The following is a 20,426-nucleotide window of genomic DNA, read 5'->3' on the forward strand; positions in this document are numbered from 1 at the left end:
GACCCCACTCGGGTCGCGAACATGGCACCGCCGCTCGAAGCCGACCTGATCCGAAAGACAGGCCCTAGACCGGGTCGTAGGTCCGCTCCACCTTCTGCGTGCCGCTGCGTGTGCGGTACGAGCGGGACCAGGCGGAGGTCGCCGTGGTGCTGGTGCGGTCGGACAGCACGTAGTAGTCCATCTGCGCGCGCTCGGCGGTGATGTCCAGGACGCCGTAGCCGTGCCGGTCGGTGTCGACGAAGTGGACGTGCCGGTTCGCGGCCCGGATGATCGGCGAGGCGATCGCGGTGAGCGTGCCCTCCGGGACCTTCACGATGTCGTCGAGGTTGTCCGAGGTCACCGAGGTGACCACGAACTCCGTGGCGGCCGAGGCCGACAGCGGGTACGTCCCGGCGTCCACCGGCACGTCGTTGGCCCACGCCATGTGGATGTCACCGGTCAGGAAGACGGTGTTGCGGATGGCGTTGGAGCGCAGATGGGCCAGGAGCTCACGGCGGTCGTCGGTGTAGCCGTCCCACTGGTCGGTGTTGAGGGCGATGCCCTCCTGGGGCAGGCCGAGCAGCTTGGCGAGCGGCTTGAACAGGTCCGCGGAGAGCGAGCCGATCGCGAACGGCGAGATCATCACCGAGTTGCCGACCAGCCGCCAGGTGGTGTCGGAGGACGTCAGCCCGGCCTTCAGCCAGTCGAGCTGGGCGCGGCCGGTGAGCGTGCGGTCCGGGTCGTCGACGGTGCCGTTGCCGACGGCGGCCTGCTGCGAGCGGAAGGACCGCAGGTCCAGCAGGGACAGATCGGCGAGCTTGCCGAAGCGCAGCCGGCGGTAGGTGGTGCCCGCGATGGCCGGACGGACCGGCATCCACTCGAAGTAGGCCTGCTTGGCGGCCGCCTGGCGAGCCGACCAGGCGCCCTCGGCGCCCTCGGTGTGGTTCTCGGCGCCGCCCGACCAGGTGTCGTTGGCGAACTCGTGGTCGTCCCAGATCGCGACGACCGGCGCCTTCGCGTGCAGGGCCTGGAGGTCCGGGTCGGTCTTGTACTTGCCGTGCCGGGTGCGGTAGTCGGCGAGGGTGAGGATCTCGTGCGTGGGCGCCGTCTGCCGTACGACGGTCCCGCGCGTGCCGTATTCGCCGGTGCCGTACTCGTAGATGTAGTCGCCGAGGTGCAGCCAGGCGTCCAGGTCGCCACGGGCGGCGAGGTGACGGTACGAGGAGAAGTAGCCGGCCTCCCAGTTGGCGCAGGAGACCACGCCGAAACGCAGGCCCGGCACGGCGGCGTCCGCCGCCGGCGCGGTGCGGGTGCGCGCCACCGGGGAGTCGGCGCCGCCGGCCGAGAAGCGGAACCAGTAGTCGGTGGCGGGCGCGAGACCGCGGATGTCGGCCTTGACGGTGTGGTCGGTCGCGGCGGAGGCGGTGACGGAGCCCTTGGCGACCACGTTCGTCAGTGCCTTGTCCGTGGCGACGACCCAGCTCACGTCGGTGGCCGGACCGAGTCCGGAGCCGGGTATCGCCTCGGCGGTGGGCGTCACACGGGTCCACAGCAGGACGCCGTCGGGCAGCGGGTCGCCGGAGGCGAGGCCGTGCAGGAAGACGGGGGCCTCGGCGGCACGGGCCGGCAGCGCGGCGGCGAGCGGGCCGGCCAGCACCGCGGTGGCGGCCACGGCCTTGAGCGCCGTACGGCGGCGCGGCGACAGTGAGTTGGGGCGCTCTGACGGGGTGTCGGCGCTCTCGGAGGATCTGTATCGACTGGTCACGGGCGATCAGATTACTGACCGGTACGACAAAAGAGCGGGCGAACTCCCAAAAGTTCGCCCGCTCTTCCTCGGAGTGTCGGATCAGAAGCCGGTCAGCCCTTGAGCGCCGCGTCGATCGCCGTGGTGAAGTCGGCGACCGTCATCGGGGCGTTCTGCCCGTCGGAGCCGGTCAGCGTCTTGCCGTCCATCTTCAGCGTCGGGGTGCCCGAGACGCCGCTCTTGTCGAACGTCTTGGACATCTCCAGCGCCCACCGGTCGTAGGTGCCGTTCTTCACCGCGGCCTGGAACTTGGCGTTGCCCTTCAGGGCCGAGACCGTGTCCGCCACCTTGATCAGGTAGGAGTCGTCCTTGAACTTGTCGTCGGTCTCCTCGGGGTGGTACTTCGCCGAGTACAGCGCCGTCTTGTACTCCAGGAACGCCTCGGAGCTGACGTTGAGCGCGGCGCCCAGGGCGCTGAGCGCGTTCTTGGAGCCCTCGCCGGTCAGGCTGCGGTCGAGGAAGGTCGCGCCGACGTACTGGAGCTTGAACTTGCCGGCGTCGAAGTCGCTCTTCACCGTCGCGCCGACGGTCTGCTCGAACGAGGCGCAGATCGGGCAGCGCGGGTCCTCGTACATCACGAGCGTCTTCTTGGCGCTCGCCTTGCCCATGACGACCGTCGTGCCGTTCTTGCCGCTGGTGTTGGCCGGCGCGACCAGCTTGGCCTTCGCCGCGTCCTCCCAGTAGCCGGGCTTGTTCGCCTGGACGACGGCGTAACCTATGCCGCCCGCCGCGGCGAGCACGGCGACGACCGAGCAGGCGACGATGATCTGCCGCCTGACCTTGGACCGCTTGGCCTCGCGCTCACGCTCGATGCGCAGCCGCTCCCGGGCCGCCGTCTTCGCCTGCGCGCTGTTCCGCTTGCTCATGGTGTTCTCCAAAGGGGACGCGCACTCGTCGTACGCGGAAGTTCGTGTGGGGACTGAAAGACCGAGGTGGTGCTCGGGTGACCGGGCCTGCGCAGACGTCGAGGGTCTGTTCAGACCGCGGCGAGCGAGCACGGCGGTCCACGCCGTCCCAGGGAGTGCACGAGAATCCGCTCACGGACGGTGGTCGAGCGGCGGGTGGGCCGCGGCAGGCGGCGGGCCACCGGGGCGCGTCGTACGGTCCCGGCGGCGACGGCCAGCAGCAGCGGCCGGAAGGTGGTCGCGCCCGCCGCCCGCAGCAGCTGGGCCAGCGCCCGCTCGCCCCGGCGCAGCCAGGCGGCCGCGATCAGGCCGACACACAGGTGCGCGCCGAGCAGCAGCCACGCGGCGGCAGGGTCGGGGTGGGCGAGGAGCCCGCCCAGCTGGTCGGTGTCGGTACCGGTGACCTGGGCCAGCGGGGTGCCGACGGGTGTGCCGTCGCCGCACAGCACATCCCAGCCGACCGAGGCCAGCGGGCCGGCGACCGGGCCGCCCGCACGGCCGTAGCAGACGTGCTGGCCGGTGGTGAAGACGGTGTCGGCCGCCAGTTCCAGCGGGATCAGCAGGGCGGCGATCCGCCCGAAGCCGCGCTCGCGGCCGGCGAGGACGTACGCCAGGGCGAACACGGCGGCCGCGACGGCGGCCACCGTGTTGAGCGGCAGCGGGGCCCGGGACAGCAGCACGTGCGACGCGGTGCTGAGTGTCACGACGCATGCCGTGAACAGCGCCGCGCGTACGGCTCTGAGGCGGGTCCCGGATATGTCCATAGCGGAGGAGAGTGTGTCACGTGCTCCTGTAGGAGACCCCTAAAGGGTCCCTGTGAGGAGGCGACCGTTAGAGACCTGGAATCCGGCCGTTGCGGAACAGGTCGACGAAGATCTGGTGGTCGGCACGCGCGCGGGCGCCGTACATGTGCGCGAAGTCGACCATGAGGGGCGCGAAGCCGTCCTCGTCGGCCGCGATCGCCGCGTCGATGGCCCGCTCGGTGGAGAAGGGCACCAGGGACTCGCCGGAGGTGTCGTCCGCCGCCGCGTGCATCGTGGCCGTGGCCCGGCCCAGGTCGGCGACGACGCCCGCGATCTCCTCCGGGTCGTCGATGTCGCCCCAGTCCAGGTCGACCGCGTACGGCGAGACCTCGGCGACCAGCTGGCCGGCGCCGCCGAGCTCGGTCCAGCCCAGCCACGGGTCGGCGTGCTGCTGGAGGGCGCGCTGGGAGATCACCGTGCGGTGGCCCTCGTGCTGGAAGTAGTCGCGGATCGCCGGGTCCGTGATGTGCCGGGAGACGGCCGGCGTCTGGGCCTGCTTGATGTAGATCACGACGTCGTTCTCCAGGGCGTCGCTGTGGCCCTCGAGGAGGATGTTGTACGACGGCAGACCGGCCGAGCCGATGCCGATGCCCCGGCGGCCGACGACGTCCTTCACGCGGTAGGAGTCGGGGCGGGTCAGGGAGGTCTCCGGCAGCGTCTCCAGATAGCCGTCGAAGGCCGCGAGCACCTTGTAGCGGGTGGCCGCGTCCAGCTCGATGGCGCCGCCGCCCGCCGCGAAGCGGCGCTCGAAGTCACGGATCTCCGTCATCGAGTCCAGCAGCCCGAAGCGGGTCAGCGACCGGGCGTCGCGCAGCGCGTCGAGCAGCGGGCCCTGCGCGGTGTCCAGGGTGAAGGGCGGCACCTCGTCGCTCTTGGCGCCGGTGGCCAGCGCGTGGATCCGCTCCCGGTACGCGCCCGCGTACACCTCCACCAGCTCGCTGATCTGCTCGTCGCCGAGCGCCTTCGCGTACCCGATGAGGGCGATGGAGGCGGAGAAGCGCTTCAGGTCCCAGGTGAAGGGGCCGACGTACGCCTCGTCGAAGTCGTTGACGTTGAAGATCAGCCGGCCTGTCGCGTCCATGTACGTGCCGAAGTTCTCCGCGTGCAGGTCGCCGTGGATCCACACGCGCGAGGTGCGCTCGTCCAGGAACGGGCCGCCCCGCTTCTCGGCGTCGACATCGTGGTAGAAGAGGCCCGCCGTGCCCCGGTAGAACGCGAACGCCGAGGCCGCCATCTTCCGGAACTTCACTCGGAACGCGGCCGGGTCGGCGGCCAGGAGCTCGCCGAACGCGGTGTCGAAGACGGCGAGGATCTCCTCGCCGCGGTGCTCGTCGTTGAGCTGCGGGACCGACATCGCTGGGTGCCTCCTGGTGCATGCATGTACGACAGCGTTTCTGTCGTCTTCAACGGGCCGGGTCACGCGAAAGTGCCCGCGACCCTCGCTGTGAAGGTACGCGGGGATGCGGCTCGGGTGTCAGTGTCGAGGCATAGACTTCGACGCTGTCCCCCGGACCGTCCCCAACCCGTGGGACACCTGTCGACGCTCGTTTCCCTTGGAGGCCGCAGCCGTGTCAAAGCCGCCGTTCACGCACCTGCACGTCCACACCCAGTACTCGCTGCTGGACGGTGCCGCGCGGCTGAAGGACATGTTCGACGCGTGCAACGAGATGGGCATGACCCATATCGCCATGTCCGACCACGGCAACCTGCACGGGGCGTACGACTTCTTCCACACCGCGAAGAAGGCCGGAGTCACCCCGATCATCGGGATCGAGGCGTATGTCGCCCCCGAGTCGCGGCGCAACAAGCGCAAGATCCAGTGGGGCCAGCCGCACCAGAAGCGCGACGACGTCTCCGGTTCCGGTGGCTACACCCACAAGACGATCTGGGCGGCCAACGCGACGGGCCTGCACAACCTCTTCCGGCTCTCCTCGGACGCGTACGCCGAGGGCTGGCTCCAGAAGTGGCCCCGGATGGACAAGGAGACGATCTCCCAGTGGTCCGAGGGGCTGATCGCCTCCACCGGCTGCCCCTCCGGCGAGCTCCAGACCCGACTGCGCCTCGGCCAGTTCGACGAGGCGCTGAAGGCGGCCTCCGAGTACCAGGACATCTTCGGCAAGGACCGGTACTTCCTGGAGCTGATGGACCACGGCATCGAGATCGAGAGCCGGGTCCGCGCCGGCCTCCTGGAGATCGGCAAGAAGCTCGGCATCCCGCCGCTGGTCACCAACGACTCGCACTACACGTACGCGCACGAGGCGACCGCGCACGACGCGCTGCTGTGCATCCAGACCGGCAAGAACCTCTCCGACCCGGACCGCTTCCGCTTCGACGGCACCGGCTACTACCTGAAGTCCACGGACGAGATGTACGCCATCGACTCCTCGGACGCCTGGCAGGAGGGCTGTGCCAACACCCTCCTGGTGGCCGAGCAGATCGACACCACCGGCATGTTCGAGGCGAAGAACCTCATGCCGAAGTTCGACATCCCCGACGGCTTCACCGAGATCACCTGGTTCAAGGAGGAGGTCCGGCGGGGCATGGACCGCCGCTTCCCGGGCGGCGTCCCCGACGACCGGCAGAAGCAGGTCGAGTACGAGATGGACGTCATCATCCAGATGGGGTTCCCGGGCTACTTCCTCGTCGTGGCCGACTTCATCATGTGGGCCAAGAACCAGGGCATCGCGGTCGGCCCCGGCCGAGGCTCCGCGGCCGGCTCGATCGTCGCCTACGCGATGGGCATCACCGACCTCGACCCCATCCCGCACGGCCTGATCTTCGAGCGGTTCCTCAACCCCGAGCGCGTCTCCATGCCCGACGTCGACATCGACTTCGACGAGCGCAGGCGCGTCGAGGTGATCCGGTACGTGACGGAGAAGTACGGCGCCGACAAGGTCGCCATGATCGGCACCTACGGCAAGATCAAGGCGAAGAACGCCATCAAGGACTCCGCGCGGGTGCTGGGCTACCCGTACGCGATGGGCGACCGGCTCACCAAGGCCATGCCCGCCGACGTCCTGGGCAAGGGCATCGACCTCAACGGCATCACCGACCCCTCGCACCCGCGGTACAGCGAGGCGGGCGAGATCCGCGCGATGTACGAGAACGAGCCGGACGTCAAGAAGGTCATCGACACGGCCAAGGGCGTCGAGGGCCTGGTCCGGCAGATGGGCGTGCACGCGGCCGGCGTGATCATGTCCAGCGAGCCGATCGTCGACCACGCCCCCATCTGGGTGCGGCACACGGACGGCGTGACCATCACGCAGTGGGACTACCCGCAGTGCGAGTCGCTCGGCCTGCTGAAGATGGACTTCCTCGGCCTGCGCAACCTGACGATCATGGACGACGCCGTCAAGATGGTGAAGTCCAACAAGGGCATCGACCTCGACCTGCTGGCCCTGCCGCTCGACGATCCCAAGACCTTCGAACTGCTCCAGCGCGGTGAGACGCTCGGCGTCTTCCAGTTCGACGGCGGCCCCATGCGCTCGCTGCTGCGCCTGATGAAGCCCGACAACTTCGAAGACATCTCCGCCGTCTCCGCGCTCTACCGTCCGGGCCCGATGGGCATGGACTCGCACACCAACTACGCGCTCCGCAAGAACAAGCTCCAGGAGATCACCCCGATCCACAAGGAGCTGGAGGAGCCCCTCCAGGAGGTCCTGGCCGTCACCTACGGCCTGATCGTCTACCAGGAGCAGGTGCAGAAGGCCGCCCAGATCATCGCCGGGTACTCGCTCGGCGAGGCCGACATCCTGCGCCGCGTGATGGGTAAGAAGAAGCCCGACGAGCTGGCGAAGAACTTCACCATCTTCCAGGCCGGCGCCAAGAAGAACGGCTACAGCGACGAGGCGATCAAGGCCCTGTGGGACGTGCTGGTCCCCTTCGCCGGCTACGCCTTCAACAAGGCGCACTCCGCCGCGTACGGCCTGGTCTCGTACTGGACCGCCTACCTGAAGGCGAACCACCCCGCCGAGTACATGGCCGGACTGCTCACGTCGGTCAAGGACGACAAGGACAAGTCGGCCGTCTATCTCAACGAGTGCCGGCGCATGGGCATCAAGGTGCTCCCGCCGAACGTCAACGAGTCGGTGCACAACTTCGCCGCGCAGGGCGACGACGTGATCCTCTTCGGCCTCGAAGCGGTGCGCAACGTCGGCACCAACGTGGTGGAGTCGATCATCAGGAGCCGCAAGGCCAAGGGCAAGTACGGCTCCTTCCCCGACTACCTCGACAAGGTCGAGGCGGTCGCGTGCAACAAGCGCACCACGGAGTCGCTGATCAAGGCGGGCGCGTTCGACACCCTGGGGCACACCCGCAAGGGCCTCACCGCGCACTTCGAGCCGATGATCGACAACGTGGTCGCGGTCAAGCGCAAGGAGGCCGAGGGCCAGTTCGACCTCTTCGGCGGCATGGGCGAGGAGGAGACGAGCGAGCCCGGCTTCGGACTCGACGTCGAGTTCACGACCGACGAGTGGGAGAAGACGTATCTGCTCGCCCAGGAGCGGGAGATGCTCGGTCTGTACGTCTCCGACCACCCGCTCTTCGGCCTGGAGCACGTGCTGTCCGACAAGGCCGACGCGGGCATCGCCCAGCTCACCGGAGGCGAGCACGCGGACGGCGCGGTCGTCACCATCGGCGGCATCATCTCCGGTCTCCAGCGGAAGATGACCAAGCAGGGCAACGCCTGGGCGATCGCCACCGTCGAGGACCTCGCGGGCTCCATCGAGTGCATGTTCTTCCCGGCGACCTACCAGCTCGTCTCGACCCAACTCGTCGAGGACGCCGTCGTCTTCGTCAAGGGCCGCCTCGACAAGCGGGAGGACGTGCCGCGGCTCGTCGCCATGGAGCTCCAGGTCCCCGACCTGTCGAACGCGGGCACCAACGCCCCCGTGATCCTCACCATCCCGGCCACCCGGGTCACCCCGCCGATGATCAACCGCCTCGGGGAGATCCTCACCCACCACCGGGGTGACAGCGAGGTCCGGATCAGGCTCCAGGGCCCGACCAAGACGACCGTGCTGCGGCTGGACCGGCACCGGGTCAAGCCCGATCCCGCGCTGTTCGGCGATCTGAAGGTGCTGCTCGGCCCGTCCTGCCTGGCCGGCTGAGGCGCGGACGCGAGACGAACGTACGAGGGGCGCATCCGGTACCGGATGCGCCCCTCGGTGCGTCCGAGCCGCAACGGCCCGTCGCCTGGATGTCAGTTGTGGCCGAATCGCTTCTGCCGGCCCTTGCGGGCGACATCGGCGGGCGTCACCTGAGCGATGCGCTGCTCGGCCTGCGACTCCATCGAGGATTGCTGGGCCGCCTGCTGGCCGCGCTCGGACTGCGGCTGTTTACGTTCCTGCTTCTTGTTCTTGGCCATGGTGATCTGCCTCCTGGGAGGATCTGAGGGCCATCGACGGGACCAGACTCACATAGGCTGACTTACAACGCATTTCGGATAATTACCGTCTGTAACAGGGGTTGTCGGAGCGCAAGCCCCCGAAACGCCACGCCGAAGATCGAGTTCCGGCCGTTAACCTCCGCGTGGTCGGGCAGACTCGAAGAAAGCCCGAAGCAAACCTCCCGGAAAGAGGGTGAGTCGTGTGGACCGTTGCATCGTCCTGGTGGACGCCGGGTATCTGCTGGGGGCCGCCGCCAGCCTCCTCGCCGGAGAGCCCTCGCGATCGAGGATCACCGTCGACCACTCCGCCCTCGTCCAGGGCCTGCGCGAACAGGCCGAGTCCGAGACCGAGCGGCCGCTGCTGCGCATCTACTGGTTCGACGGCGCTCCGGACCGCGTTCCCCAGCCCGAACACCGCAGACTGCGCGTGATGCCTCGGGTGACCGTCCGGCTGGGCGCGCTGACCCGCAGCGACGGCCGCTGGGCGCAGAAGGGCGTCGACGCCGCCATGCACGCCGAGCTGACCGAGCTGGCCCGCAACCGCGCCTGCTCCGACGTCGTCCTCGTCACCGGCGACGGCGATCTGCTGCCCGGCATGATGGCCGCCAAGGAGCACGGCGTCGCCGTCCACCTGTGGGCCGTCCAGGCCGCCGACGGCGACTACAACCAGTCCGAGGACCTGGTCGCCGAGGCCGACGAACGGCGCGTCCTGGACCGCACCTGGATCACCAAGGCCGTGCGCGCGAAGGAGCTCGGCGGGAGCTGCGCGCCGCCGCCCGTGCCCCGGCCCGAGATCGCCGCGATCCTCTCCGCGCCGCTGCCCGACTCCGGCCTCGCCCGCGCCGCCGAGCGGACCCCCGAGGAGACCGAGCACCCCTCCGGCGTCGGCCCCTCCGAGAACGGCGCCGAGGAGCGCGTTCCCGCCCCGAAGGGCGGCGTGCCGACCCCCAAGGACCTGGCCGCCCTGCGCGCACCCGGCGCCCAGGCCGTCCAGCACCCGACCACCGCGACCCTGCGCTGGTCCTCCGACAAGGGCTGGGTCGACCGCCCCGGGATCGCCGCCGAGCCCTCCGAGGTCGCCGCGATGCCGACGCTCGCGCAGCTCACCACGGCCGAGCAGCGGTGGGCCGACCGCGAGGAGGACATCACCACCGTCGGCGGCGACCCGTACGAGGTGGGACAGGTCTTCGCGCGCCGCTGGATGGGCCGCCTCGGCGAGCAGGGCCAGCTCCAGAAGCTGTCGGGCATGTACCCGCGGATCCCGCACCGCATCGACGGCGAGCTGCTGAGATACGCGGCCCGCTTCGGACTGCTCGCCCACAAGGACGACCAGATCGACGAACACGACCGGTACGCCATCCGGGCGGGATTCTGGCGCGAGATCGACGTTCGGACGGCCGCCGAGCACGCTCCGGCCGCTGACTGAACCGACCGCCCGGGACGCCCCGACGGCGAACGGCGGTCCGCGACCCCGTAGTCTCGTTCCTTGTGAGTACGCGCGCGGCACCGCCCATTCGGCACAGGGACGAGGTCGTGTGTGCCGTGCGCGGGCTGACCAAGACCTATCGGGCCGTCCGCGGCCGGCGCGGCACTCCCGCGACACCCGAGGTCCGGGCCACCGACGACGTACGCCTGGACATCCGGCGCGGTGAGATCTTCGGGCTGCTCGGCCCGAACGGCGCCGGGAAGACCACCCTCGTACGGCAGATGACCGGGCTGATGCGGCCCGACACGGGCAGCGTGGAGATCCTCGGGCACGACATCGTGCGCCACCCCGAGCGGGCCGCGCGGATCCTCGCCTACCTCGGGCAGGAGTCCACCGCCCTCGACGAACTCACCGTCTCGCTGGCCGCCGAGACCACCGGACGGCTGCGCGGCCTCGACGTGCGCGCGGCGCGCCGGGAGCGGGACGCCGTCCTCGACGAGCTGGGTCTCACGCCGATCGCCGGACGGCCGCTGCGCAAGCTGTCCGGCGGACAGCGGCGGCTGGCCTGCTTCGCATCCGTGCTGGTGGGGGAGCGGCCCCTGCTCGTGCTGGACGAACCGACCACCGGAATGGACCCGGTGGCACGGCGCGCCGTGTGGGCCTCCGTGGACCGGCGGCGGGCCGAGCGCGGGACGACCGTGCTGCTCGTCACCCACAACGTCATCGAGGCGGAGACCGTCCTCGACCGGGTCGCCGTCCTCGACCAGGGCCGGGTCATCGCCTGCGACACCCCCACGGGGCTCAAGGAACAGGTCGCCGACGAGGTGCGGGTCGAACTCGTGTGGCGGGAGCGGGCGCCGCTGGACGTGCCCGAGGTCGCCGCGCTGCGCGAGCGGGCCATGGAATCCGGCCGCCGCTGGACGCTGCGGCTGGCGCCCGACGAGGCCCGCGCGGTCGTCGCCACCGTCACCGGCGGAGCCGCCTTCGCCGCCCTGGACGACTTCACGCTGGCCACACCGAGCCTGGAGGACGTCTATCTGGCGCTGGGCGGAGCGGCACGGCAGGGGCTGGTGCGGGCATGACGGCGCCGAGACCACGGGGCGCCGAGGTGAGCGCGCGAGTCTCGGGGCCCGTATGGGACGGTAGGGGAACCGTAGGGAAGAGGAGCAACGTCACGTGAGTGTCGTACCCGCCGAGGTTCTGCCGGGGCCGGGAAACGCACGGGCCGTCACACCGGCCGTGCCCCGCGCCGCCGCCGCCGAGCTGGCCCCCCGCGCGCGGCTGTGGCCGTCGCTGGCGGCCGTGTACCGGGCGCAGCTGTCCCGGGCCCGGGTGGCGCGCATCCCGCTGCTGTTCGTGGCGACCTTTCAGTCGGTCGGCATCCTGATCATGATGCGGGGCGTGGTGGACGGGGGCCGCGAGGCGGAGGCCGTGGTGGCGGGCTCCTCGGTCCTCGTCGTCGCGTTCGTCGCGCTGAACCTGCTGGCGCAGTACTTCGGACAGCTGCGGGCGAGCGGCGGGCTGGACCACTACGCGACCCTGCCGGTGCCGCCGGCAGCCGTGGTGCTCGGGGCGGCGGGGGCGTACGCGTCCTTCACCGTGCCGGGGACCCTGGTGACCTCGGTCTTCGGATGCGTGCTGTTCGGGCTGCCCTTCACCCATCTGTGGGTGCTCGCGGCCGTGATCCCGCTGGCCGGCGCCGCGCTCTCCGGACTCGGCGCGGCCTTCGGGCTGCTGGCGCCGCGGCCGGAGCTGGCCACCGTGCTGGGGCAGCTGGGCATGTCGGCGGCGCTGCTCCTGGGTGTGCTGCCGCCGGACCGGATGCCGGAGGCGGTGCGGTTCGCCCGCGATCTGCTGCCGTCGACATACGGGGTCGAGGCGTTCGCCCGGACCTTCCGGGCCAGTCCCGACTGGGCGTTCGTCCTCGGCGACCTCGCCGTGTGCGCAGGTGTCGGCGTCGTTTCGCTGGCCGTCGCCACCTGGGCGTACCGCCGAGCCGCCGTCCGGTGACGCGCGGCACAGGCGCGCCTGGCACGATGTCAGGGTGACCGCACCGCTGACTCCGCCTCCGCCGCCGCACGAACCCTCTCCGCACACGGCCTGGCCGCCGTCGCCCGGCGGGTACGCGGGGGTGGCCACCGCGCCCCATGACGTCGCGTACGGACAGGACGGGCCCGGCATGAAGACCGAACTGCGGGAGGCCGCCGTCATCACGGTGGCGGTCGCGCTCGCCGGGGCGCTGCTCGGGCTGCTGTGGGTGTGGCTGGCGCCGAAGGTGCCGCTCGTCGGTGATCTGGTGGACGACAACTGGGTCGTCTACTTCAAGGACACCGAGGGGGAGCAGGCGATCGGCGTGGACGGGACGTTCACGCTGCTGGCCCTGGCGTGCGGGGCCGTGAGCGCCGCGGCCGTGTTCCTGTGGCGGCGGCGTGGCGGAGTGCCGCTGGTCATCGCCCTCGCCGTCGGGGGGTTCCTCGGGTCGTTGCTGGCGTGGCGGCTGGGGGTGTGGCTGGGGCCCGAGTCCGATGTGATCGCGCACGCGCAGTCGGCGGGCAAGGGGGTCACGTTCTCGGCTCCGCTGAAGCTCGGGGCCAAGGGGGCGTTGCTGGCCTGGCCGTTCGCCGCGGCGCTGGTGCATCTGGGGCTCACGGCGTTGTTCGGGCCCCGGGATCCCGATCCGTATCAGGCGCAGCTGGGTGTGCCGAAGGACGGGTACGGGGCGCCGATGGGCTAGGGGCCTTTTTCTCGCCCCCGCCGCCCCTTCCCTTGCCTTCCCTTCCCTTCCCTTCCCGTCCCTGGGGGCGCTGCTCCCGGACCCCCGTTTTCGGCCTGGACGGCCTCGTCCTCAAGCGCCGGACGGGTCGGCTAGGGGCGGGCGATGGGGGCTTGTACCGCTTCGGTGAGCTTGGCCAGGTCCATGGGGGCGAGTTCCACCTCCAGGCCTCTGCGGCCCGCCGAGACGCAGATCGTGGGGTGGGTCGTCGCCGAGGCGTCCAGGACCGTGGGGAGCTTCTTGCGCTGGCCCAGGGGGGAGATGCCGCCTCGGACGTAGCCCGTGGTGCGTTCCGCGAGGGTGGGGTCGGCCATCGCCGCCCGCTTCCCGCCCACCGCCGACGCCAGGGCCTTCAGGTCCAGGGAGCCGGCCACCGGGACCACGGCCACCGTCAGGGCGCCGTCCACGTCCGCGACCAGGGTCTTGAAGACCCGGTCGGGGGAGACGCCCATCGCCTCGGCCGCCTCCTCGCCGTAGGACGGGTGGCTCGGGTCGTGGTCGTAGGCGTGGACCGTGAAGTCCACGCCCGCCGCCGTCAGCGCCACCGTCGCGGGCGTGCCCGCGGACTGCTGCTGCTTCTTCGGTTTCTTCGCCATGCGGGCCTTCAGTTGAGACTCGTCGGGCCGCGCGTCAGCTCCGACGCGGGCAGCGAGGGAAGGCTGCGGATGATCGCCGTCTCCGCGCGCAGCAGCTTCAGCTCGTCCCGCAGGCGGGAGGCCGTGTCGGGGGCCTGGAGCAGGCGCTGCTTGGTCGGGGTGTCCAGCATCATCGCCGCCGCCACCAGGTACGACACCACCGACGGGTCGTCCGGGAGATCCGCGCCGGTGGTCAGTGAGCGTTCGCGGGCGCCCGCCAGGCGCTTCTGGTACTGGCGGAAGGCGCGCAGCACGCCTTCCGCGAGGGCGCCGGCCTCGTCGCCCGGGTCCTCGGGCAGTTCCTGGAGCTCGGCGGTCAGGAACGGGCCCGATGCGTCCACCGACAGCAGCTTCACGCGGGTCGTGCCCGTCGCCAGCACCTCGAAGGTGCCGTCGGCGCGCTCGCGGATCGTCGCCGCGTCGGCCACGCAGCCGACGTCGTGGAACGCCTTGAGCGGGACGTCGCCGAAGCCGGCCGTGGGGCCGCGCTCGGGCAGCGCGGTCTGGTCGGGCAGGCCGGGGGAGCTGGGGGCCACCTCATGGCCGTCACGGATGGCCACGACGGCGAACCGGCGCGATTCGTCCTCGGGGGTCTTCAACAGGTCGCGCATCATGGCGCGATAGCGCTCCTCGAACACGTTGAGCGGGAGCACGAGCCCCGGGAACAACGCCGAGTTCAGCGGGAAGAGCGGCAGACGGACGGTGGTCACGACGCTGAAGCCTAGTGGTCCGTGGGGTGAGCTCGTTCGCCGTGCCCGATCCCTGGATGCCAGGGGGGCCGCTCGGACGGTCCGGAGCGCACTTCCTCGCGCACGGCCAGGAAGTGGCCGAGCGGGTCGTCCGACAGTCGGCCCCAGGGGAAGGACGTGGCGTACGGGCCGATCAGGCGCAGCTGCGCGAGGGCGTCGTCGCGGCGGTCCAGGCGGACCAGGACGTACGTCAGCACGTTGCGGATCTCGGCCGGCCACGGGTCGACGGACGGGAAACGGGCGGAGAGCGCGATGGCGCGGTCGGCCGCCGCGTCCAGTCGCTCGCGCGGCACCTCGGGCCCGCAGCCGTCGGTCAGGTAGGCGAAGGCCGCCCGCGTCGGCAGCGCCTGGACGAGGGAGCCGGCCGGCGCGTCCTGCGCGGCCCGGTCGGCGAAGTCGAAGCACTCCCGGTGGGAGCCGTGCCACGACTCGGCCAGATAGCGCTTGGCGGCGACATGGCAGCCGTAGTGGTGCGGGGCGCGCCGCACGGCTGCCGACCACAGTTCGCCGAAGTACTTGTGCCCGGCACGGGTGCCGCGCGCGTGGTCCAGGGCGATCCGCCACGGCACCGGGTCGCGGACGTCGCTCTGCGCGGCGGCCGTGATCAGCGGGCTCACCTCGCGCAGCAGCTCGGCCCGGGCCGGTGAGCGCCAGGCCCGGTACACCGCGAGCTGGGCGGCGACGAGCAGCACGTCCGGGTCGCGCGGGGCGGCGGCGCACCACTCCTCGAACCACTCCGACCGGGAGTGCGCGAAGGACGCCAGCCGGGTCGCGTAGCGGTCGCGGTACTCCCACTCGGCCCGTTCCCGGGTCCGGGCCATGAGCTGGGCGGCGGGTGCGTAGGCGCCCAGGCCGGCGGCGACCAGTGCGGGACCCAGTCGGTCGTCGGGCACGTCGAGGAGCACCTCGTCGTCGGCGGGGAGCCCGGCGGCGCTGTGGGGGGCGGCGGCGTTCCGTGCCGTCCGGGATGTCCGGGAGGCGCGGATGAACGGGGGCAGCAGAGCCATGGTGCCGACCATTGAAAAGCCGCAGGTTCACATTGCGCCAGAGGGTTCGGAGACCTTCACGAAAGTTGTACACCGTACGGTCAAGGGGCGGTAAAAGGTAACTGTCCGGTGGCTGTCGGTGAGCCCGGCGCCCCGCCCGTCACCCCCGGCGCAGCAGGCGCGTGGCCCCCGCCGCCACCGTCGTCGCCAGGATCCAGCCCAGCAGGATCAGCGCCGACGACAACCACTGCCAGCCGCCGCGCAGCTGCCACTCGCCGACCTGCCCGAGGTCGATGACCGGCAGCAGCAGGTCGAGGGCGAAGAGGGCGGGATTCCAGGGCGGGTGCCCGTCCCGGTGGACGGGCGGATGCGCGGCGTGCGCGAAGGCCAGCGAACTCGCCGCCCACAGCACCGCCATCCACACCGCCGCGCGGCCCGGACGGTACCCGTAGGCGACCGTCCAGTCCTGGACGTAGCCCCAGAGCTTCGCGGCCGGCGGCAGGGTCTCGCGGCGCCGGCGCTGCTTGGCCAGCAGCACCTCGCGGGCGTCCTCGTCCTCCCCGCCGGTCCGCAGCACGGCGGCCAGCCGTTCGTACGGTTCCGGGGCGTACTCCGCGGTCGCCGCCGCCACCCAGCGCAGCCGCTCGGCCAGCGGGAACGGACCCTGCGGCACCAGGTTCTCGTACGCGAAGCCGCCCATGTGCACACTGCCGGGGCCCGGCCACGCGCTCGCCCGGTCGACCAGGTTGATCACCCGGGCGCCCGACAGCACCACCTTGCCGCGCGGCGGCCGCTCCCCGAGGAAGCGCAGCTCGGGCGTCTGCACCCGGCGCAGCGACAGCTCCTGGTCCTCCGTGAACACGAACCGGGCGCGCTCCAGATCCACGGCGTCCCCGAACCGCCCGTCGTCCAGACGCACCCCGCCCCGGCACTCGAAGCGCTGGATGCGGGTCCCGCGCGCGGGCGTCGTGCCGCTCAGCGCCTGGCCGCCGACGCCGGCCGGGGTCAGGTACAGCGAGCGCTCCACCGTCAGCTGGGGGGCGTTCAGCGCGAGCCGCGTGTACGGGTTGGCCAGCCGCGCCCCGCGCAGGCTCAGCGACACGCCGATCTTGGCGCTGCGCAGGCTCAGCTCGCCGTGCGATTCGAGCAGCTCGGCCTGGAGGTCCTGGCCGACCGTCATGCCGTCGGCGGCGATCGAGCGGCCGCTGCGGTCGCGGTAGACGATCGCCTGGTTGAGCAGCAGGTCCGTGCCGATGTGCGCGTCGGTGAGCCGGACGCCGTTGTGGAAGCGGCAGCGGGGCAGGTGCAGATCGCCCTCGGTGTGCACCCGGGCCGCCTCCAGACGCGGCACCGAGCAGTCCACCATCCGCAGGGTGGTGAACCGCGCCTCCGGCAGCAGCACCTCCCGCTCGAACCGGCAGCGCTTCATCTCCAGGTACGGCACCACCGTGCCGCCCGCGAGGTCCAGGGTGCCGCTGATCTGCACGCCCACCAGCTTCAGCGAGGCGACCCGGCCGGCCAGGGCGGGCGGCCCGGCCAGCAGCAGCCAGGCGACGATCCGCGCCCGCACGGTCCGCGACTCCCCCCACGGATGCCCGCCGTGCGGGTCGTCGACGACCGTGTCGCCGCTGCTCAGGTCGTACACGCTGCCGTTGCGGAAGGCCTGCCACATGCCGGCCTCGGCGGCGGTCAGGTCGTCCGGCAGATCTCCCGCGTCGTCGCCCGTACGGATGCCCGCCCCCTCGGTCACTCCATTCACCCTCTTCGTTACTCACAGGTTTCGCACGGCTGTTCATGCCCGGCGAGCGACCCCCGAACGCTAATGCTGAAGGTGATCTTCCGGGTTCCGGCCAGGTTCTGTATCAGCCATTGATACGCGCGACCGACGCCCGATCCCGGTCTGAGAGAATTGACGGCGTGATCTCCCGAATCGATCTGCGCGGCGACGCCCTCCCCGAGGGACCCGCCCTGCGCGACCTGCTGCCCCGAGCCGACTTCGACGTCTCGGCCGCCCTCGAGAAGGTGCGTCCGATCTGCGAGGCCGTGCATCATCGGGGCGACGCGGCGCTGATCGACTTCGCGGAGAAGTTCGACGGGGTGCGGCTGGAATCCGTACGCGTGCCGGCGTCGGCCATCGCCGAGGCGCTGGAGCGGCTCGACCCGGCGGTCCGCGCGGCCCTGGAGGAGTCCATCCGCCGCGCCCGTCTCGTCCACCGCGAGCAGCGCCGTACGACGCACACGACGCAGGTCGTGCCCGGCGGGTCCGTGACCGAGAAGTGGGTGCCGGTCGAGCGGGTCGGGCTGTACGCGCCCGGCGGCCGGTCGGTCTACCCGTCCTCCGTGGTCATGAACGTCGTACCGGCCCAGGAGGCCGGCGTGGAGTCGATCGCGCTCGCCTCCCCGGCGCAGGCCGAGTTCGACGGCCTTCCGCACCCGACGATCCTCGCCGCGTGCGCCCTGCTCGGCGTCGACGAGGTGTACGCGGCCGGGGGCGCGACCGCCGTCGCGATGTTCGCGTACGGTACCGAGTCCTGCGCGCCCGCCGTCATGGTCACCGGCCCCGGCAACATCTGGGTCGCCGCCGCCAAGCGCTACTTCGCCGGCAAGATCGGGATCGACGCCGAGGCGGGACCGACCGAGATCGCCGTCCTCGCGGACTCGACGGCCGACCCCGTCCACGTCGCCGCCGACCTGATCAGCCAGGCCGAGCACGATCCGCTGGCGGCCGCCGTCCTGGTCACCGACTCCGTCGAGCTGGCGGACGCGGTCGCCAAGGAACTGGAACCGCAGGTCGCGGCCACCAGGCACGTCGAGGACCGGATCGTCCCGGCGCTCGCCGGCCGGCAGTCGGCGATCGTGCTGGTCGACGGCGTCGACGAGGGCCTGCGGGTGGTCGACGCGTACGGCGCCGAACACCTGGAGATCCAGACGGCCGACGCCGCCGCCGTGGCCGACCGGGTGAGGAACGCGGGCGCGATCTTCGTCGGCCCCTGGGCGCCGGTGTCCCTGGGCGACTACGCGGCCGGGTCCAACCACGTGCTGCCGACGGGCGGCTGCGCCTGCCACTCCTCCGGGCTGTCCGTGCAGTCGTTCCTGCGGGGCATCCACATCGTCGACTACACGCGGGACGCGCTGGCCGAGGTCGCGCATCACGTGGTGACGCTGGCGGAGGCGGAGGACCTGCCCGCGCACGGCGCGGCGATCAAGGCGCGGTTCGACTGGAAGGTACCGACGAGCAAGTGAGCTTCGGAATCGACGATCTCCCCGTACGGGACGAGCTGCGCGGCAAGTCCCCCTATGGCGCGCCCCAGTTGGACGTCCCCGTACGGCTGAACACCAACGAGAACCCCTACCCGCTGCCCGAGCCGATCATCGAGCGGATCACGGAGCGGGTGCGCGAGGCCGCCCGGAACCTCAACCGCTACCCGGACCGGGACGCCGTCGAGCTGCGCACGCGGCTCGCCGAGTACCTGACCGACACCTCCGGGTACGCGGTCGGCCCGGCGAACGTGTGGGCCGCCAACGGCTCCAACGAGGTCATCCAGCAGCTGCTCCAGACCTTCGGCGGACCGGGCCGTACGGCGATCGGCTTCGAGCCGTCGTACTCGATGCACGGGCTCATCGCGCGCGGCACCGGGACCGGATGGATCTCGGGCCCGCGGAGCGAGGACTTCACCATCGACCTGGCGGCGGCCGAGCAGGCCGTCACCGCGCACCGGCCCGACGTCGTCTTCATCACCACCCCCAACAACCCCACCGGCACCGCGGTCCCGGCCGAGACGGTCCTCGCGCTGTACGAGGCCGCGCAGGCCGCCAAGCCGTCGATGGTGGTCGTGGACGAGGCGTACGTCGAGTTCAGCCACGGCGACTCCCTGCTGCCGCTGCTCGAAGGTCGGCCGAATCTCGTCGTCTCGCGCACCATGTCGAAGGCCTTCGGCGCGGCCGGCCTGCGCCTCGGCTACCTCGCCGCGCACCCGGCGGTCGTGGACGCCGTCCAGCTAGTCCGGCTGCCCTACCACCTGTCGGCCGTCACCCAGGCGACCGCGCTGGCCGCCCTGGAGCACACCGACACGCTGCTGAAGTACGTCGAGCAGCTCAAGTCGGAGCGGGACCGGCTGGTGAGCGAGCTGCTCGCGATCGGCTACGAGGTCACGGCGTCCGACGCCAACTTCGTGCAGTTCGGGCGGTTCGCCGACGCCCACAAGGTCTGGCGGCAGATCCTCGACCGGGGCGTCCTGGTCCGGGACAACGGCGTCCCCGGCTGGCTGCGCGTCACCGCCGGAACCCCCGAAGAGAACGACGCGTTCCTCGACGCGGTCCGTGAAGTGATGGGCTTGGTGGGGGACACCCCCACGCCCCCGAAGGAGCAGAGCGCATGACTCGCGAAGGCCGTATCGGAAGAATCGAGCGCACGACGAAGGAGACGTCGGTCCTCGTCGAGATCAACCTCGACGGCACCGGCAAGGTCGATGTGTCGACCGGCGTCGGCTTCTACGACCACATGCTGGACCAGCTCGGCCGGCACGGTCTGTTCGACCTGACCGTGAAGACCGACGGCGACCTGCACATCGACTCCCACCACACCATCGAGGACACCGCCCTCGCGCTCGGCGCCGCCTTCAAGCAGGCCCTCGGCGACAAGGTGGGCATCTACCGCTTCGGCAACTGCACGGTCCCGCTGGACGAGTCCCTCGCCCAGGTCACCGTCGACCTCTCCGGCCGGCCCTACCTCGTGCACACCGAGCCCGAGAAGATGGCGCCGATGATCGGCGAGTACGACACCACGATGACCCGCCACATCCTGGAGTCCTTCGTCGCCCAGGCACAGATCGCGCTGCACGTGCACGTGCCCTACGGGCGCAACGCGCACCACATCGTGGAGTGCCAGTTCAAGGCGCTGGCCCGGGCCCTGCGCTACGCCGCCGAGCGCGACCCGCGCGCGGTGGGCATCCTCCCCTCCACGAAGGGCGCCCTGTAGAG

Annotated in this window: 17 protein-coding genes; 8 read left to right on the plus strand and 9 right to left on the minus strand. The window is 71.2% G+C overall.

From position 1 onward, the window contains the following. Nucleotides 1–64 precede the first annotated feature (64 nt). From ACIRPU_RS32480 to ACIRPU_RS32495, 4 genes are all read right to left on the minus strand, one after another. Nucleotides 65–1,744, minus strand: coding sequence for an alkaline phosphatase D family protein (locus tag ACIRPU_RS32480; RefSeq protein WP_355707109.1), 1,680 nt, complete (start codon nt 1,742–1,744; stop codon nt 65–67). Between the two features lie 92 nt (nt 1,745–1,836). Continuing rightward, nucleotides 1,837–2,649, minus strand: a complete 813-nt coding sequence (locus ACIRPU_RS32485) for a thioredoxin domain-containing protein (RefSeq protein ID WP_403873752.1) — start codon at nt 2,647–2,649, stop codon at nt 1,837–1,839. Between the two features lie 110 nt (nt 2,650–2,759). Next, entirely contained in the window at nt 2,760–3,452 is a 693-nt protein-coding gene (locus tag ACIRPU_RS32490) for a hypothetical protein (protein WP_403873755.1), read from the minus strand. 67 nt (nt 3,453–3,519) lie between these two features. After that, nucleotides 3,520–4,845, minus strand: a complete 1,326-nt coding sequence (locus ACIRPU_RS32495; RefSeq protein WP_403873758.1) for a DUF2252 domain-containing protein — start codon at nt 4,843–4,845, stop codon at nt 3,520–3,522. Nucleotides 4,846–5,059: 214 nt separating this feature from the next. Here ACIRPU_RS32495 and dnaE point away from each other — a divergent pair, with 214 nt between their 5' ends. After that, a complete protein-coding gene (gene dnaE, locus ACIRPU_RS32500) occupies nt 5,060–8,599 on the plus strand; it encodes a DNA polymerase III subunit alpha (protein WP_355707113.1) in 3,540 nt (1,179 codons plus the stop codon). A gap of 92 nt (nt 8,600–8,691) precedes the next feature. Here dnaE and ACIRPU_RS32505 read toward each other — a convergent pair whose 3' ends face one another. Beyond that, nucleotides 8,692–8,856, minus strand: a complete 165-nt coding sequence (locus ACIRPU_RS32505; RefSeq protein ID WP_020129908.1) for a hypothetical protein — start codon at nt 8,854–8,856, stop codon at nt 8,692–8,694. A gap of 223 nt (nt 8,857–9,079) precedes the next feature. Between ACIRPU_RS32505 and ACIRPU_RS32510 the strand changes: the two genes are divergently transcribed. The 4 genes from ACIRPU_RS32510 to ACIRPU_RS32525 all read left to right on the plus strand — a co-directional run bounded on the left by ACIRPU_RS32510 (nt 9,080) and on the right by ACIRPU_RS32525 (nt 13,037). Beyond that, a complete protein-coding gene (locus tag ACIRPU_RS32510) occupies nt 9,080–10,303 on the plus strand; it encodes an NYN domain-containing protein (RefSeq protein WP_403873762.1) in 1,224 nt (407 codons plus the stop codon). A gap of 107 nt (nt 10,304–10,410) precedes the next feature. Further along, on the plus strand, nt 10,411–11,385 hold the full coding sequence (locus tag ACIRPU_RS32515) for an ABC transporter ATP-binding protein (RefSeq protein ID WP_403873765.1): 975 nt from the start codon (nt 10,411–10,413) through the stop codon (nt 11,383–11,385). Between the two features lie 94 nt (nt 11,386–11,479). Further along, nucleotides 11,480–12,313 (plus strand): ABC transporter permease, encoded by an 834-nt coding sequence (locus tag ACIRPU_RS32520; protein ID WP_403873768.1) that lies wholly within the window; start codon nt 11,480–11,482, stop codon nt 12,311–12,313. A gap of 34 nt (nt 12,314–12,347) precedes the next feature. Then, on the plus strand, nt 12,348–13,037 hold the full coding sequence (locus ACIRPU_RS32525) for a DUF2567 domain-containing protein (protein ID WP_403873771.1): 690 nt from the start codon (nt 12,348–12,350) through the stop codon (nt 13,035–13,037). A 131-nt stretch (nt 13,038–13,168) separates the two neighbouring features. On the opposite strand, the gene ybaK is transcribed toward ACIRPU_RS32525, so the two are convergent. The 4 genes from ybaK to ACIRPU_RS32545 form a co-directional block, all read right to left on the minus strand. Beyond that, complete coding sequence (gene ybaK / locus ACIRPU_RS32530; protein WP_403873774.1) at nt 13,169–13,672, minus strand: Cys-tRNA(Pro) deacylase; 504 nt, start codon at nt 13,670–13,672, stop codon at nt 13,169–13,171. Between the two features lie 8 nt (nt 13,673–13,680). Further along, the gene (locus tag ACIRPU_RS32535; RefSeq protein WP_403873777.1) at nt 13,681–14,421 is read right to left on the minus strand and encodes an LON peptidase substrate-binding domain-containing protein; all 741 of its coding nucleotides are present in this window, start codon (nt 14,419–14,421) and stop codon (nt 13,681–13,683) included. 11 nt (nt 14,422–14,432) lie between these two features. Then, nucleotides 14,433–15,479: a hypothetical protein gene (locus ACIRPU_RS32540; protein ID WP_403873780.1), complete on the minus strand. Its 1,047-nt coding sequence runs from the start codon at nt 15,477–15,479 to the stop codon at nt 14,433–14,435. 127 nt (nt 15,480–15,606) lie between these two features. Next, on the minus strand, nt 15,607–17,196 hold the full coding sequence (locus ACIRPU_RS32545) for an oxidoreductase (RefSeq protein ID WP_403873783.1): 1,590 nt from the start codon (nt 17,194–17,196) through the stop codon (nt 15,607–15,609). Nucleotides 17,197–17,363: 167 nt separating this feature from the next. On the opposite strand from ACIRPU_RS32545, the gene hisD reads away from it, so the two are divergent. From hisD to hisB, 3 genes are read left to right on the plus strand one after another with little or no spacing between them, the layout of a single operon-like run. Further along, the gene (hisD, locus tag ACIRPU_RS32550; protein ID WP_355707121.1) at nt 17,364–18,689 is read left to right on the plus strand and encodes a histidinol dehydrogenase; all 1,326 of its coding nucleotides are present in this window, start codon (nt 17,364–17,366) and stop codon (nt 18,687–18,689) included. Next, the gene (locus ACIRPU_RS32555; protein ID WP_403873786.1) at nt 18,686–19,825 is read left to right on the plus strand and encodes a histidinol-phosphate transaminase; all 1,140 of its coding nucleotides are present in this window, start codon (nt 18,686–18,688) and stop codon (nt 19,823–19,825) included. The genes hisD and ACIRPU_RS32555 overlap by 4 nt, the downstream gene beginning before the upstream one ends. Next, nucleotides 19,822–20,424: an imidazoleglycerol-phosphate dehydratase HisB gene (gene hisB, locus ACIRPU_RS32560; protein ID WP_355707123.1), complete on the plus strand. Its 603-nt coding sequence runs from the start codon at nt 19,822–19,824 to the stop codon at nt 20,422–20,424. Before ACIRPU_RS32555 ends, hisB begins: the two co-directional genes overlap by 4 nt. Nucleotides 20,425–20,426 lie beyond the last annotated feature (2 nt).

It is taken from the genome of Streptomyces sp. NPDC102259, from assembly GCF_044766465.1.
Lineage (GTDB): Bacteria > Actinomycetota > Actinomycetes > Streptomycetales > Streptomycetaceae > Streptomyces.

Excerpts from the sequence above, each read along its gene's own strand:
- ACIRPU_RS32505 (WP_020129908.1), bottom strand. The coding sequence starts at position 8,856 with ATGGCCAAGAACAAGAAGCAGGAACGTAAACAGCCGCAGTCCGAGCGC.
- ACIRPU_RS32490 (WP_403873755.1), bottom strand. The coding sequence starts at position 3,452 with ATGGACATATCCGGGACCCGCCTCAGAGCCGTACGCGCGGCGCTGTTC.
- ybaK (WP_403873774.1), bottom strand. The coding sequence starts at position 13,672 with ATGGCGAAGAAACCGAAGAAGCAGCAGCAGTCCGCGGGCACGCCCGCG.
- ACIRPU_RS32495 (WP_403873758.1), bottom strand. The coding sequence starts at position 4,845 with ATGTCGGTCCCGCAGCTCAACGACGAGCACCGCGGCGAGGAGATCCTC.
- ACIRPU_RS32485 (WP_403873752.1), bottom strand. The coding sequence starts at position 2,649 with ATGAGCAAGCGGAACAGCGCGCAGGCGAAGACGGCGGCCCGGGAGCGG.
- ACIRPU_RS32540 (WP_403873780.1), bottom strand. The coding sequence starts at position 15,479 with ATGGTCGGCACCATGGCTCTGCTGCCCCCGTTCATCCGCGCCTCCCGG.
- hisB (WP_355707123.1), top strand. The coding sequence starts at position 19,822 with ATGACTCGCGAAGGCCGTATCGGAAGAATCGAGCGCACGACGAAGGAG.